The following is a 14,856-nucleotide window of genomic DNA, read 5'->3' on the forward strand; positions in this document are numbered from 1 at the left end:
TCCCGGCCGGTGCGCCGCCCGCGGCTGAGGCGGTTGGCGGACCGTGGTGCATATCCGATGATCGGTCCGCGTCGTCCCGGGTCAGGCGGCCGACAACTCGTCGGGGAGGGGGCGGTTGTGGATGATCGTCAGGCCGGAGACGGCGCGCGTGAGAACGACGTACAGCCGTCGCAGGCCCTGGGGTTCGGCCTCGACGATGGCCGCGGGTTCGACGACGGCGATGTGGTCGAACTCGAGGCCCTTGGCGAGTGAGGCCGGTACGAGGTTGAGTCGGGTTTCGTCGGCCTCGGTGCCCAACTGGCGGAAGTCCAGGGCGGCTTCGCGGAGGGCGGCGGCGAGGGCGGGGATCTGGGCGTCGGCGGCGATCAGCCCGATCGAGCCCTCGTGGGTGAGGAGTCGGGCGGCCTCGGTCGCGGCGGTGTTGTCCACAGCCTGGGGATCGTCGACGGCGCGCAGGTCGAGGGAGCCGGGGGCCTCGCGGACCGAACTCGCCGGGGCGAGGCCCGGCGCGATGTGCGGGAGCAGGCGGGAGGCGAACTCGAGGATCTCGCGCGGGACGCGGAAACCCTGGGTCAGTTCCTCGTAGCGGACGTCGGCGCGGCCGAGGTGGCGCAGCGTCTCGGACCAGTCGGTCGCGGCCCACGGCGTGGTGCCCTGCGCGATGTCGCCGAGCACGGTCGCCGAACCGGTCGTGCAGCGGCGGCCGATCGCGCGGCACTGCATCGCGGAGAGGTCCTGGGCCTCGTCGACGACGACGTGGCCGACGCTGCCGGTGCGCGACACGAGGTCGGCGACCTCGTCGACCAGGACGGCGTCCGCCGGGGTCCACGGCGCGGTGCGGACGCCGCGGGCCGGCTTCGCCCACAGGATCGCGGCCTGTTCGTCGGCGGTGAGCAGCCCGTCGGCGTGCTCGGCGAGGAACTCCGGTTCGGAGAGCAGCCGGAGCACCAGCTTGGCCGGGTCGACCGCGGGCCAGAGGGCGTTCACCATGTCGCGCACCGGCTTGGAGCGGGCGACGGCGTCCTGCACGCGGTCGTCGGGCGACTCGCCGGCGCGTTCCATCTGCACGAGGATCCCGTGCGCGAGGCGCTGATGGAGCATGTCGCGCGCGGCGCCGTACCGCACGTCGCGGCCGCGCAGACCGTCGAGGATCTCCTCGATCTCGTACGACGGCAGCCGCCAGCGCCGAGAGCCGCGCACCACGAGGAGCCCCTCGGTCGGTGCGGCGAGCCCGGACCACACGGCGCGGCGCAGCACGTCGGCCATCCGCGCGTCGCCCTTGAGCCGCCCGGACCCGGGGGTGTCCGCGGCCTTCACGGGGACGTTCGCGACCAGGTCCTCGACGGTGGTCTGACCGACCTCGACCTCGCCGAGCGCGGGCAGCACCTGCTGGATGTAGTCGAGGAACGAGCGGTTCGGCCCGACGACGAGGGTGCCGCTGCGGTTGAGCCGGTCGCGGTGCGCGTACAGCAGCCACGCGACGCGGTGCAGGCCGACGGCGGTCTTCCCGGTGCCGGGCGCGCCCTGCACGCACACGGTCTGGCCGAGGTCGGCGCGGACGATCTCGTCCTGGTCGGGCTGGATGGTGGCGACGATGTCGCGCATCGGACCGACGCGCGGGCGCTCGATCTCGGCGGCGAGGATGGCGCTCTTGCCGTCGGCCTCGCCGGGGTCGGTCAGGTGCTCGTCCTCGAACGCGGTCAGCTCGCCGCCGGTCCAGCCGAAGCGGCGGCGCAGCTCGACGCCGAGCGGGTCGATGCGGGTCGCGCGGTAGAACGACCGCGACACGGGCGCGCGCCAGTCGACGACCATCGGGTCGCCGAGGTGGTCGTGGACGTGGCGGCGGCCGATCCAGAAGCGCTCGACGGGGCGGCTCGGGTCGGCCCGGACCTCGACGGGCGCGGTGCCGGTGGACACGTCGGGGGCGTCCGCGAACCGGCCGTCGACGCGGCCGAAGAACAGCGGCACGTCGGCGAGGTCGGCGAGGGCCGCGATGCGGGTCTGGATGAGGCTGGTGACGATCTTGTTCGACACGTCGTTGCCGCCGACGTCGCGCAGGTCGATCGCCTCGGTCTCCTCGCGCATGCGGCGCAGGCAGGCACGGGACGCGGCGAGGTGCGCGCGCTCGCCGGCGAGCGCGGCCTCGGGGTCGGCGGTCGGGTCGGCGAACGGGTCGGTGCGCGGGTCGATGTGCGGATCGGCGGCAGGGTCGATCGACCCCGGTGCAGATGACATGGAAACTCCGGACGGCGTTGGCCGGCGCCCAACCCTGAGGGGCAGTGCGGTTACGCGGCAGCGGAATGCGCCAGCCTAAACCCGGCGCGGGTCCCCGACCAACCCTGATTTCCGTCGGGGGACCGGTCATCCCTCCGGCGTAACTCCGGACAGCACAGTGACGACCTTCTACCGACGCACCCCTTATGTCCGAAAACGTAATGTTGAAGACATGGCCACCGCATCCCACCCCCCGAACCGGCAGGCCCCCCGGCTTCCCGCCGCTCGCGGCGGGGACCCCGTGGCCCGCACCACCCCCGAGAGCCCCACCCACCCCGGCGCGCTCGCGCGTACCGGACACGTCGCCGCCGTCACGGCACGCGGTGTAGGCGTGTTCGCCGTCACCACCGCGAAGGTCGTCTTCATGGGCGAGTACGCCGTCGACTGACAGCCGAACCAAGCCGAACCAAGCCGAACCAGCCGAACCAGCCGAACGAAAAAGCCCCGCACCCGGAACGGGTGCGGGGCCTCTTTCGACTTTCGACTCGCGACTTGCGACTCTCAGCCGCGCAGGTCGTCCGCGTCGACGATGCGGTACGCGTATCCCTGCTCGGCGAGGAAGCGCTGCCGGTGGGCCGCGAACTCCTGGTCGATCGTGTCGCGCGCCACCACCGAGTAGAACCGCGCCGCGCGCCCGTCCGCCTTCGGCCGCAGCACGCGCCCGAGCCGCTGGGCCTCCTCCTGCCGGGACCCGAACGAGCCCGACACCTGGATCGCGACGGCCGCCTCGGGCAGGTCGATCGAGAAGTTCGCGACCTTGCTGACCACGAGCACCGAGATCTCGCCCTGCCGGAACGCCTCGAAGAGCCGCTCCCGTTCCGTGTTGCGGGTCTCGCCCTTGATGACCGGCGCGTTCAGCGTCTCGCCCAGCTCGTCGAGCTGGTCGATGTACTGGCCGATGACCAGGGTCTGCTCGCCCGTGTGCTGCTCCACCAGCTCGCGCGTCACCCGCGTCTTCGTCGCGGTCGTCGCGCAGAACCGGTAGCGCTCCTCGGGCTCGGCGGTCGCGTACGCGAGCCGCTCGGCGTCGGTCAGCGTGACCCGTACCTCGACGCAGTCCGCGGGGGCGATGTAGCCCTGGTTCTCGATCTCCTTCCACGGTGCGTCGTAGCGCTTGGGGCCGATCAGTGAGAACACGTCGCCCTCGCGGCCGTCCTCGCGCACCAGCGTCGCGGTCAGGCCGAGCCGGCGGCGGGCCTGGAGGTCCGCGGTGAAGCGGAAGATCGGCGCGGGCAGCAGGTGGACCTCGTCGTACACGATGAGGCCCCAGTCGCGGGAGTCGAACAGCTCCAGGTGCGGGTACACGCCCTTCCGGCGGGTCGTCACCACCTGGTACGTCGCGATCGTGACCGGCCGGATCTCCTTGCGGGTGCCCGAGTACTCGCCGATCTCGTCCTCGGTCAGCGACGTCCGCTTGATCAGCTCGGCCTTCCACTGCCGCGCCGAGACGGTGTTCGTCACCAGGATCAGCGTGGTCGCCTTCGCGGTCGCCATCGCGGCCGCGCCGACCAGCGTCTTGCCCGCGCCGCAGGGCAGCACCACGACGCCGGAGCCGCCGTGCCAGAAGCCCTCGACGGCCTCCTTCTGGTACGGACGCAGGTGCCAGCCGTCCTCGGCGAGCTCGATCGGGTGCGCCTCGCCGTCCACATAGCCCGCGAGGTCCTCGGCCGGCCAGCCCAGCTTGAGCAGCACCTGCTTGATCTGGCCGCGCTCGGACGGGTGCACCGCCACGCTGTCCGCGTCGACCCGCTGGCCGACCAGCGGGGCCATCTTCTTGCTGCGCAGGACCTCTTCGAGGACAGCCCGGTCGGTGGTGGTCAGCACCAGGCCGTGCACGGGGTGCTTGGCGAGGGTGAGCCGCCCGTACCGGCCCATGGTCTCGGCGACGTCGACCAGCAGCGCGTGCGGCACGGGGTACCGCGAATAGCGCAGCAGCACGTCGACGACCTGCTCGGCGTCGTGCCCGGCCGCGCGCGCGTTCCACAGGCCCAGCGGGGTGAGCCGGTAGGTGTGCACGTGCTCGGGCGCCCGCTCCAACTCGGCGAACGGCGCGATCGCGCGGCGGCAGTCGGCCGCGGCCTCGTGGTCGATCTCGAGCAGCAGCGTCTTGTCGGACTGGACGATGAGGGGGCCGGAGGTCGGCTCTGGCACGCGGGGCCTTTCGATGGGGGGCGCCGTTACGGCGAACGAGGAACGTCCAGTGTGAACCACGGGGCGGCGACCCGTGTTCCGAACGCCGTCGGCGAGACGGGGGAAAACCGCCGAAAACCGCTCCCACGCGGAGATCTTCCCCATGGGAAGCAGCCCTACGGGACCGTACTGCGCAGGGATGAGCGGCAGACCCCTCCTTGAGTAGGAACCGCAGCCGAGTGCGCCGCTCCTACCCTGATATTCAATGGCGCAATTCCCGCCGCTGCCGGTACACCCCGGCGCTCCCGCGGCTCCCGACCCCGGCCCGGCGCTCAGTACGCACGGGCTGACCCGCGACTACGGTCGCGGCACCGGCGTGTTCGACGTCGGCCTGGTCGTGCCCCGCGGCAGCGTGTACGGCCTGGTCGGGCCGAACGGCGCCGGGAAGACCACCCTGCTCTCGCTCATCTCCGGCATGCGCCGCGCCGACGCCGGCGAGGTGCTGTTCGGGGTGCCGCTCGACCGCATCGCGGTGTGCACGGACGTCCCCGAGTTCGAGCCGTGGCTGAGTGCCGCAGAGGTGGTCGAGCTGGCCGGGCGGCTGGTGAACCCCGACCTGCGGCCCGAGTGCGTGAAGACCGCCCTGCACCGCGCCGGGCTGTCGGACGCCGCCGACCGGCGCGCGGGATCGTTCTCCCGCGGCATGACGCAGCGGCTGGGCATCGCCACCGCGTTGGTCGCCGAGCCGGAGCTGATGATCCTCGACGAACCCACCTCGGCGCTCGACCCGCGCGGCCGCGCCGAGGTCCTCGACCTGGTGGCCGGCATGCGGGGGCGCACCACGGTGGTGTTCTCCAGCCACATCCTGGCCGACGTGCAGCGGGTGTGCGACCACGTCGGGGTGCTGCGCACCGGGCGGCTGCTGTACGAAGGCCCGGTCGCGGAGCTGGTCGCCGAACACATGCGGCCTACGTGGCTGATCCGGGTCCGCGACGACGGCGCGGCGCTGTGCCGCACGTTCGCGGCCGAGAACTGGGTGGTGCGGGTGTCGTCGGTGCGGCCGGGGCTGGTGCGGGTACAGGCCCGCAGCGTCGAGGAGGGCGAGCGGCACATCCTCGGCGTGCTCGACCGCAGCGGCGAGCGCGTCATCTCCGTCGGGCCCGAGGAGTCGGACCTGGAGAGCGCGTTCCTGTCCATCACGGGGGCCGCGTGATGCCCGGACCCGGAGCGGCCCCCACAGGGTCCGCCACGACCGCCGGCACGCGCGCCGAGAAGGCGGCCGCAAAGCCGATGCAGCGGCCGCGCACGGCGACGGCCGCAGCGCGGGGACGCCGGCCGCTGGGGCTGTGGCGCCTGGAGGTGCTGCGGCTCACCCGTACCCGGCGCTGGTTGCTGCTGCTCATCGCGTACCCGCTGCTGGGCGCCGCGGGGCCGCCGATCGTCGCGCACCTGCGGGAGATCCTCGACGCACTCGGCGCGGACGCCTCGCTGTCCGCCGGAGAGACCAGCGCGGACGACGGCGTGACCGCGTACGTGGGCGTGTCGGGCCAGATCGGACTGCTCGTCGCCCTGAGCACCACAGCGGCCGCGCTCGCGCTCGACCACCGGCCGGGACTCGCCGCGTTCTACCGCACCCGCACCAGGCGGGCGTGGGACCTGGTGGTGCCGCGCTGGACGGTCAGCGCCGCCGCGGTATGCATCGCGAACCTGCTGGGCAGCGCCATCGTGTGGGCCGAGGTGCGGTGGCTGTTCGGCCCCGTGCCGACCGACCGGATGCTGTACGGCTGGCTGTTCTCGACGTTGTACCTGCTGATGGCGCTCAGCCTGGTCGCGGGCGCCGCGGCGTTCCTGCGCCGCCCGGTCGCGCTGTTCGGCGCGGCGATGGTCGCGCTGGTGCTGTCGCCGCTGCCGAGGCTGTGGAAGCCGCTGCGCCACTGGGAGCCGTCGCGGCTCGCGGGCGCCGAGACCGACCTGCTCGACGGCGCCGCCCCAGGGGACTTCGCGGTCCCGTCGATCGTCGCCATCGTGCTCGTCGTCGTGATGCTGTCGCTGGCCGTGTGGCGCGTGGGACGCCGGGAGATGTAGCCCGACGGGCACAAAGGCGAGGGCTGATCCGCCGACTACGAGTCGGCGGGCTCCGCGACCTCCACCGGCGCCACCCCCGTGATGCGGTGCAGCGGGTACGTGTGCAGCTCGCCCGCCGTGTGCTCCTGCGCGGTCACGTAGCCGCCCTCAAGCCCCAACGGGACGATGATGCGCTGAGTGGCGCGGCCCTCGCGGGTCACGTACCCGATCCACACGGCCCGCCGGTCGGCCTGCGCGGCCTGCAGCGCGAGCAGGGTCTCGGCGGCCGAGGTGCGGGGGAGCTCGCCGGGGGCCTCGTCGTCGCCGGTGCCGCGCTGGCGGCTGGTCGCGGCGCGGTCGCCGGCCCGGATCGCCGTGACCGCGGCGTCGATCAGCGTCGCCCCCGGAGCGGGAGGCTCGCCCGTGACGCGCGGCGGCAAGGACCGCGGCGGCGTGCGGAGCGCGTCGGGTCGGGTCACCACCACGTCGCCGGTCGAGGACTCGGCCATAGGCGCGTACCCCAGGGACCGCAGCGTCGACAGCACCGCGTCGGGCGCCCCCTCCGCGGCCAACACGGTCGGCGCGAGCCGACGCATCCGCAGCCCGTGCGCACGCCGGTCGGCGAGCAACTCGTTGAGCACGGCCTCGTCGTCACACCGCAGATAGGCCGAAGCGGCCCCGACCCGCAGCCGACCGTGCCGCCGCGCGACGTCGTCGACCAGATAGGTCAGCGGCTGCGGGACAGGGGTGCGCGAGTGCGTGGTGAACAGCCGGTGCAGATCGGCAGCAGTACGGCCGGAGTCCAGGGCACGCCGCACCGACGACTCGCTGAAGCGGTACACGGTCGCCCCGCCGGTCGACTCGATGTCGGCCGCCAGGTGCAGTTCCTGCGCGAGCTCGAGCACCAGCGGACCGGGCGCGACCGCGGTCAGGTCGGCCTGCAGCAGCACGTGGTCCAGCGGTGTAGGCAGCAGCGGCGTCAAGAGGTCAGCGGCACGTGCGAGTTCGCCGGTCAGCAGCGCTCGCCCGGCGGACGCCAGCGCGCCCCGTCCGGTCACCCCGATCAGCTCGGCCTCGACCAGGGTGCGGTCCACCAGCTCGGAGCGCAGACGTGCTGTGCGCACGGGCCGATGCCAGGCCAGGTCGGCGAGCAGATCGGCGGCCGGAGCCGCGGTGCCGGCCGGAAGCCCGGCGAGCCGACCGAGCAGCGCGTGCCGGACCTCAGGAGCGGTGGTGCGGTCGACACCAGGGCCGAACGCGTTGACGGGCCGGTCCTTGTCGTCGCGGGTGCCGACCAGGCCGGGCACGCGCGTGGTCTCGAGCCACACACCGGCCAGCACCGACCAGCGCTCAGCCACGGGACGGCCGCGCCAGGTGTCATAGGCAGGCGTCGGGAGCCAGCGCTCGTCGGCCTCGCCATCACCCGCGACCAGACCCGCGGCGTACGCCAGTTCGAGCCACAGAGCGGCCTCGGCCTCGGTCACGTCGAGCTGCGCGGCGACCCGCTTGAGGTCACGCACACCGAGCCCACCCGCGCGCAGGACAGCGGGCCCACCAAGGCTCCACAGCTCCAGCAGGTCCTCGATCCGGCGCACCGCCGTGAACCCCGCACCCGCAGCGGCCGCGTCAACGATCTGCGCGTCGCGCTCGACGATGCCCAGAGCGGGCGGCTCAGGTTCAAGATCGCGGTGCACCCGGCCGCCGCGCAGCGTCAGGCCGACCTCGCGGGGCAGCACCACGGTCTGCGGCCCAGCAGGCACCAGCAGCGCACGGGCCAGCAGCCACTCGACGGGCGTATTGGCCTCGTCCGCGCGCACCGGCCGGTCGGCCCCGCGCACAATGCCGGTCGGCGGACCCCAGACGAGCTTGTCCAAGACCTCGACAGCGGCCGGCGGCGCACCCTCGAGCAGCGCGGCCAGTGCCTTGTGGTCGCCGAAGAGGTCCGCAAGCGCGGCGATCGCACCGACCGCGTCAGCGGTAGGCGGCAGCCCGAGCCCGGCGAGCACGTCCTGCAACCGCGCCGGCCCCGTCCCCGCCAGCGCGACGGCCAACGCCGGACCGAGCCCGGCCGGAGTGGCACCGGCCAGGTCACGGACGGTACGCACCACGTGCAAGCCGTCATCGGGACCCCACAACAGCGCCCGCTCACGCAGCGCCCGAACAGCACCGGGCAGCTGCGGCACGTCGTCGCCGATCAGCTCGCGCAGCCGCGCATAGGAAAAGCCCTCGGGCAGCACGACCGCCGCGTCCACCACCTGCAGGGTGAAGCGGTCCAGCCGCTCAAGCACCCGAGCGACCGAGGCCCGAGTGGTGGCCCGCGTCGCCAACTGCGTCAGATCGACCGGCACCGGCGTGGTCAGGTCCGGCCGGGCCCGCAGGAGCGCGGCCAGCTCGGCGTCCGTCCGCGACCGCAGATCCTCAGCGAGCGTACGCGGCACCCCGGCACCGTCCGGGACACCGGCGGGCCCACCGGCGGATCTCTGGGTCGACGTGGTCATCCCACTAACGGTAGGGCCTGACCCCACCATCACGCGCGGGACCTCCGGCGGGACCGGGCGTGATGCGGTGACGCAAGTGTGACGCGGACACCCCCCAATGAGGGAGTTCTAGTGATTCGCATACGTGACGGCAAAGTGATGGGGGGTCGAGGCCGTGCCCCCGACCGAGTCAGCAGGCGCGGCCCCACGCTGGAACCGCAGCCCGGCAGCGCAACAAAACCCCGCAAGAAAACCCGCACCGCACCCACAGAACGACCGCAGCCCGGCAGGGCAAGCGAACCCAAAGAGCCACCACACCCCGCGCCCCTCCCGCCAGGTGCGAGGTGGTTCAGCGCGGACGGCCCGCGGGTCAAGCCGCAACAGGACAAGGCCAACAGAACCAACGTTGCCAGGTTCGGCTTGAGGCGCGGGCCGTCCGCGCGGAAAATCCAAGAGCGGGAGGGGCGTCAGGCCACCACCAAAAACCAGGTCAGGAACGGTGCAGCCAGGTGCCGTCGACAACAGCCCCACCCAAAGGTCCCTCGTTCGGCTGAAGTCATCGTCGAGCAACCACCCCGGCCCGTAAGCTGATGTGCTGGTCCAACTGCTGGCCCACCCGGGTGAACACGAGAGGCCGGACATGGATTTCGAGTGCGACCGGCTGGTCCTGCAGTACCTGGGCGAGGTCGGCGACGCCGCGCAGCGCAAGTTGCGCCCCGCAGACCGCGCACGTCTCGTCGACCGACTCCGTACGCAGATCAACATCGAACGCGAGCGCGCCGGTTCGGACACCCCGTCGTCCGTCCGCGCGATCCTCGGAAAGATCGGCACGCCCGACGCCGTCGTCGCGAACGAGGTCTTCCGCGCCCCCGACTACCAGGCCCGCAACGCACCCGCCGGAGCCGGCATGGGCGAGTCGGGTGGGGCCTCCGTCCGAGGCTCCCGTACGGCGACGATCGCGGCACAGATCGGCTTCCGCCCGGACGCCACGCCGGTCCCCTCGCAGCGGGACGGCTCGGAGGCGCAGGCCGTGGACGCGATTCCCGCGCAGCCGATCGGTGACGGGCTGATCGGCTGGCCCGCGTACCCGATCGGGATCCGGCCGGGGGAGGCCTCGGACTGGGAAGGCGCCGAGATCGTCGGCCCGGAGCCGGTGAAGCGCATCCCGTTGAAGGCGTCGTTGCGGGAGCTGATCGCGATCGTCCTGCTCGTCGTCGGCGCGATGGTCTCGTCGGCGGTGGTCGTCGTCATAGGGCTGATGGTCGTCTTCACCTCAGGCGTCTGGGCGCACCGCGAAAAGCGCATGGCAGCGTTCGCCATCCCGGCCGTCACCGTCGCCGGTTTCGCGACGGCCTTGTGGCTGCGGGCGACCGGCAAAGTGGGTGTCGACCTGACCCGGTCGCAGGCCGTGCACCGCTTCGACGAGCTGATCCCCACGATGCCGCGCATCTTCGGCGCGGCCGCAGCGGTCTACCTCCTGGTGCGCCTGATGCGTGCACAAGCGGCAGACGACGAGGCCTGAGGGCGAAACCCAAGAAGAAGCCCACGAAGCCCGCCGACGAGAGCCAACAGAGTGACCTCAGTCCCGCGTTCGGCCTAGCGGGCGCATGACCGTCGTCGCCACCCGGGAAGGCGCGGGGACCACCACTCGTCGAAGATCGGTCGGGTTCCCGTGACTGGCACCATCGGTAAGCGCAAGAACATCTTCCTGGTCTGGCTCATCTGGCCGTTCATCACGCTGGGCGTCTACTTCTTCGTCTGGACGTACAAGATCAACCGAGAGACGAAGGACTTCGACCACCGGGTCGACGTCAACCCCTTCTGGTCGATGATGTCCTTCCTCGTCGGGTGGATCATCATCGTGCCGCCGTTCGTGTCGACGTACCGCCTGGGCCAGCGGATCGCGCAGGACCAGGAGGCCGCGGGCATGCGGCCGTCGTGCAACCCGTGGATCGGCCTGATCCTGTTCTTCATCGCCGGGCTCAGCGCGCTGTACTACCAGAACGAGCTCAACTCGGTCTGGGAGCACTACGGCACGCCCCCCGAGGGCACGCGGGTACCGGTGCCCCGCGACCAGCAGGAGCCGGTCCAGCCGACGGTGTAACCCACCTACGCCGTAAGCTCCCGCAACTCATCGAGCACGAACTCGTCGGGATCGGTGACCGCCCCCTGCGAACAAGAGGTCAGCCGAGGGCATCCGGTACGTGCCGTCCGGACGGTGACCTGGAACAGCCGCCCCCCGGCGACCAGGTCGACCGTCGCGCCGCCGTCGACCCCGTCGACGTGCGCCAACGGCCGTACCGCGCCGACCTCCACCGCGCCGGTGTGGTTGCGCGCGAACCATTCCGCGGCCTGCACCGCCGCAGGCACTCCCATGCGGCCGCGGTAGTGCGCGAGCGACACCTCACCACGCAGGCACGCCGCACCGACCTCCGCGGCGGCCGGTTCGGTGACCATGCCGTGGTACGTCCCGTGCGGCAGCGCCACCACGTTGGCCGCGAACCGGTCGCCGCCGACGTGCGTGGTCTCCCACACCGGTTCGCCGTACGCGTCGTGCAGCGCACGAACGGTCGGCCGCCCGAACCGCGCGCAGCACGGCTCGCGCTTGCCGTGCGTACACACCAGCAGCACGGGGTCGGTGCGGGGCGTTCCCCAACGCGGTCGCTCGCCGCGCGAGACGGCGCCGAGATCCAGATCGAACAGCTCGCGCAAATCGGCTACTTCGCGTTCTTCCAGCCACACCTCGGCGCCGCGCGGGCCGCCGGAGTACGCGACGTAGATCTGGTGCGGCGGTACCGGCCGACGCGCGCCGGGGCGGCGGACGAGCTGGGGGCGGATGCGGAACGCCGGGAGCCGGTCGAGGAATTCGGCCACATCGCGCGGGACACTGGCCGGGATGTCGTACGCGGGCCAGGGCCCGGGGTGCTCGACGAGCAGCCACGCGTCGCAGGTCTCGGGTGCGCTGCCGAGGACCGACTCGCCGAGGGCGCGGGCGACGGCGGCGCAGGGGGACGGGCGACCGGTGCGGTCGGCGCCGCCACGTGGCTGCGGTGTGTTCACGTCGGACTCCCGGACAGGCTGCGGTGCGGCGCAGCGTCGTCCGCACGAGAGTGCCGAAGCTGCCAGGGACTTAGGTTAGGTTAACCTAATCTCCCAAGCAAAGCGGACACCCCGAAAGAGCGAAGCCCCGGGGGCCGCGTGGCGTGAAAGCTCCGTGAGGAGCGGCCCGGAAAAAAGACCGGCCCCGCAAAGAAGCCCGCAGGGCGAACGTCAGACCCGCCGCCGCTGCCCCACCACCGTCGCGACCAGCCCGCCCATGGCCACCGCGAACCCGAGCGGCATCAGCGCGCTGGTCAGGTAGACGGCTCGGGGGAACGGGTGGGTGCCGATCAGGAACGGCACGAGGGTGACGACGACGGCGACGGTGCCGATCCCGAACAGCACGGCACCGACCCGGACGGCCTGGTCGGCACGTGCCGGGCGGGTCGCCACGGGGGAGGTTTCGAGGGTGCTCACCGTCCCACGGTACTTGGCCCGCGCGGGCGTTCCCGCCCGGGTATCCCCGTATGCCGCGTCGGTCGCGACCGTTAGCCTGGTTGAGTGAACGGGGGGCCACGCGCCGCACCCGGTCAATGGTTCTGCCAGGTCCGACCGTCCAGATGGCGACGTCCCGACACAATCGAGGTCTCCCGTGCCTACCGGCAAGGTCAAGTGGTTCGACACCGAGAAGGGCTTCGGCTTCCTCTCCCGCGACGACGGCGGCGACGTCTTCGTCCACTCCTCCGCGCTGCCGCAGGGTGTCGATTCGCTCAAGCCCGGGATGCGGGTGGAGTTCGGCATCGTCGAGGGCCGTCGGGGCGAGCAGGCGCTGTCGGTGCGCGTCCTCGACCCGCGCCCGTCCGTCGTCGCCGCCACCCGGAAGAAGCCCGACGAGATGACCGTGATCGTCGAGGACGTCATCAAGGTCCTCGACGGGGTGTCCAACACACTGCGCCGCGGCCGGTACCCGGACAAGACCACCGCGCACAAGGTCGCCGAGCTGCTGCGCGCCGTCGCCGACCAGATAGAGAGCTGACCTCGCCGGGCCCGGCCGACGCGGCCGGGCCCGCCATGAAGCCCCAGCGACGAAAAATCTCCCGCGAAAGATCTCCCGCGAAAACACTCCCGCGAAGAAAAAGACCTCCGCTGTCACACCTTCGCCACCCGCTCCGTCAGTGCTTCGAACCGGCCGGGGCAGGGGCCCCGGCCACGAGGCACCGGAGCTCACGATGACGAACACGGCGAAGAACATCCTGGTCACCGGCGGAACGGGCGCGCTGGGCAGCCTGCTGGTCCCGCGGCTGGTCGAGGCCGGGCAGAAGGTGCGCGTCCTGACCCGCGGCACCCGCCCCGCCGACGAGAGCGTGGAGTACGTCGCGTGCGACCTCCTCAAGGGCGAGGGCGTGGACGAGGCGGTCGCGGGCGTCGACACGATCGTGCACCTCGCCGGCGGCCCGAAGGGCGACGACGTCGCCACCGGCCACCTCGTCGCTGCCGCGAAGAAGGCCGGCGTCGGGCACATCGTCTACATCTCCGTGATCGGCGCCGACACGATGCCGATCGGCTACTTCCGCGCCAAGCACGGCGCCGAGCGGGCGATCGCCGAGTCCGGGATCCCGTACACCACACTGCGCGCCGCGCAGTTCCACTACCTCGCGCTGAACATCGTCAGGTCCATGACGAAGATGCCGTTCCTGCCGGTCCCCGGCGGGCTGCGCTTCCAGCCCGTGGACGCCCGCGACGTCGCCGACCGCATGCTGGAGCTGACCCTCGGCGAGCCGGCCGGGCTGGTGCCGGACCTGACGGGGCCGACGGTGTACGACGTCCGTGAGCTCGCGGCCGGGTACCTCGCCGCGACGGGCAAGAAGCGCGTGAAGCTGCCGGTGCGCATCCCCGGAAAGATCGGCAAGGCGTACCGCGCGGGCGAGAACCTGACGCTGGAAGGCGCCTTGGTGGGCACCCGCACGTTCGAGGACTACCTGGCCACCGAGCTGGTCTGATGCGGGGCCCCCACCCACGGGCCCACACGCCGAGGCCCTACGCGCCCGGGAACGCCAGCAGCCCGGGCGCGACCCTCGGCACCAGGCCTTCGTCGGCCGCGCGGTCCAGGAGGCCGCGCACGGCCGCGTAGCCCTCGTCGCCCAGGTCGCGGGTGAACTCGTTGACGTAGAGGCCGATGTGCCGCTCCTGCACGGACGGGCTCATCTCCTGCGCGTGCTCGTGCACGTACGCGCGGGACGCCTCCGGGTCGGCCCACGCGTGCTCGACCGACGCGCGCGCCGCGGCGGCCAGCGCCGGGAGGTCCAGGGAACGCCGCGCGACGATCGCGCCGAGCGGGATCGCCAGGCCGGTGTCGGCCTCCCACTCCTCGCCCATGTCGGCGAGGCGGCTGAGCCCGTACTCGTGGAACGTGAAGCGGGCCTCGTGGATCACCAGTCCGGCGTCCACCAGCCCGTCGCGGACCGCGGGCATGATCTCGTGGAACGGCAGCACGCGGATCTCGCCGACGCCGCCCGGCACGGCGCGCGCCGCCCACAACCGGAACAGCAGGTAGGCGGTGGACCGTTCGCTGGGCACCGCGACCACGCGCCCGGCGAGGTCGGCGGGGGCGACGGCCTCGCGGGCCAGCACCAGCGGGCCGCAGCCGCGGCCGAGCGCGCCGCCGCAGGGCAGCAGCGCGTACTCGTCGAGCACCCACGGGAGCGCCGCGTAGGAGATCTTCAGCACGTCGAGGCTGCCGCGTTCGGCGAGCCCGTTGGTGACGTCGATGTCCGCGTAGGTCACCTCGACCGGCGGGGCGTCCGCCACCAGCCCGTGCGTCCACGCGTGGAACGTGAACGTGTCGTTCGGGCAGGGCGAGTACGCCATGGAC

General features: G+C 72.4%; 13 protein-coding genes. 7 read left to right on the plus strand and 6 right to left on the minus strand.

Translation table 11 applies throughout. The features are described from left to right. Positions 1 to 81 precede the first annotated feature (81 nt). A complete protein-coding gene (locus tag QI554_RS34345; protein ID WP_281475834.1) occupies positions 82 to 2,235 on the minus strand; it encodes a HelD family protein in 2,154 nt (717 codons plus the stop codon). A gap of 211 nt (positions 2,236 to 2,446) precedes the next feature. Here QI554_RS34345 and QI554_RS34350 point away from each other — a divergent pair, with 211 nt between their 5' ends. Further along, positions 2,447 to 2,662 carry a hypothetical protein gene (locus QI554_RS34350; RefSeq protein ID WP_281475836.1) on the plus strand — a complete coding sequence of 72 codons (216 nt, stop codon included), beginning with the start codon at positions 2,447 to 2,449 and terminating at the stop codon, positions 2,660 to 2,662. A gap of 113 nt (positions 2,663 to 2,775) precedes the next feature. On the opposite strand, the gene QI554_RS34355 is transcribed toward QI554_RS34350, so the two are convergent. Beyond that, positions 2,776 to 4,425, minus strand: a complete 1,650-nt coding sequence (locus QI554_RS34355) for a DNA repair helicase XPB (protein ID WP_281475837.1) — start codon at positions 4,423 to 4,425, stop codon at positions 2,776 to 2,778. Between the two features lie 244 nt (positions 4,426 to 4,669). Between QI554_RS34355 and QI554_RS34360 the strand changes: the two genes are divergently transcribed. Then, on the plus strand, positions 4,670 to 5,617 hold the full coding sequence (locus QI554_RS34360; protein WP_281475839.1) for an ABC transporter ATP-binding protein: 948 nt from the start codon (positions 4,670 to 4,672) through the stop codon (positions 5,615 to 5,617). Continuing rightward, positions 5,617 to 6,489 (plus strand): hypothetical protein, encoded by an 873-nt coding sequence (locus tag QI554_RS34365; RefSeq protein ID WP_281475841.1) that lies wholly within the window; start codon positions 5,617 to 5,619, stop codon positions 6,487 to 6,489. Before QI554_RS34360 ends, QI554_RS34365 begins: the two co-directional genes overlap by 1 nt. A gap of 35 nt (positions 6,490 to 6,524) precedes the next feature. On the opposite strand, the gene QI554_RS34370 is transcribed toward QI554_RS34365, so the two are convergent. Further along, positions 6,525 to 8,966: a helicase-associated domain-containing protein gene (locus QI554_RS34370; protein ID WP_281475843.1), complete on the minus strand. Its 2,442-nt coding sequence runs from the start codon at positions 8,964 to 8,966 to the stop codon at positions 6,525 to 6,527. 619 nt (positions 8,967 to 9,585) lie between these two features. On the opposite strand from QI554_RS34370, the gene QI554_RS34375 reads away from it, so the two are divergent. Both QI554_RS34375 and QI554_RS34380 read left to right on the plus strand, forming a co-directional pair. Continuing rightward, the gene (locus QI554_RS34375; RefSeq protein ID WP_281475845.1) at positions 9,586 to 10,467 is read left to right on the plus strand and encodes a hypothetical protein; all 882 of its coding nucleotides are present in this window, start codon (positions 9,586 to 9,588) and stop codon (positions 10,465 to 10,467) included. A gap of 150 nt (positions 10,468 to 10,617) precedes the next feature. After that, positions 10,618 to 11,049, plus strand: coding sequence for a DUF4234 domain-containing protein (locus QI554_RS34380; protein ID WP_281475847.1), 432 nt, complete (start codon positions 10,618 to 10,620; stop codon positions 11,047 to 11,049). A 5-nt stretch (positions 11,050 to 11,054) separates the two neighbouring features. Here the strand turns inward: QI554_RS34380 and QI554_RS34385 are convergent, their stop codons facing one another. After that, on the minus strand, positions 11,055 to 12,005 hold the full coding sequence (locus QI554_RS34385; RefSeq protein ID WP_281475849.1) for a ferredoxin family protein: 951 nt from the start codon (positions 12,003 to 12,005) through the stop codon (positions 11,055 to 11,057). Positions 12,006 to 12,215: 210 nt separating this feature from the next. Continuing rightward, positions 12,216 to 12,461, minus strand: a complete 246-nt coding sequence (locus QI554_RS34390) for a hypothetical protein (protein ID WP_281475851.1) — start codon at positions 12,459 to 12,461, stop codon at positions 12,216 to 12,218. 175 nt (positions 12,462 to 12,636) lie between these two features. On the opposite strand from QI554_RS34390, the gene QI554_RS34395 reads away from it, so the two are divergent. Both QI554_RS34395 and QI554_RS34400 read left to right on the plus strand, forming a co-directional pair. Continuing rightward, the gene (locus QI554_RS34395; RefSeq protein WP_281475853.1) at positions 12,637 to 13,020 is read left to right on the plus strand and encodes a cold-shock protein; all 384 of its coding nucleotides are present in this window, start codon (positions 12,637 to 12,639) and stop codon (positions 13,018 to 13,020) included. 193 nt (positions 13,021 to 13,213) lie between these two features. Then, positions 13,214 to 13,984: an SDR family oxidoreductase gene (locus tag QI554_RS34400; protein ID WP_281475854.1), complete on the plus strand. Its 771-nt coding sequence runs from the start codon at positions 13,214 to 13,216 to the stop codon at positions 13,982 to 13,984. Between the two features lie 37 nt (positions 13,985 to 14,021). Here the strand turns inward: QI554_RS34400 and QI554_RS34405 are convergent, their stop codons facing one another. Further along, positions 14,022 to 14,852: a 1,4-dihydroxy-6-naphtoate synthase gene (locus tag QI554_RS34405; protein ID WP_281475890.1), complete on the minus strand. Its 831-nt coding sequence runs from the start codon at positions 14,850 to 14,852 to the stop codon at positions 14,022 to 14,024. Positions 14,853 to 14,856: the final 4 nt, after the last annotated feature.

Origin of the sequence: Yinghuangia seranimata (genome assembly GCF_029953285.1) — a bacterium.
GTDB classification, from domain to species: domain Bacteria; phylum Actinomycetota; class Actinomycetes; order Streptomycetales; family Streptomycetaceae; genus Yinghuangia; species Yinghuangia seranimata.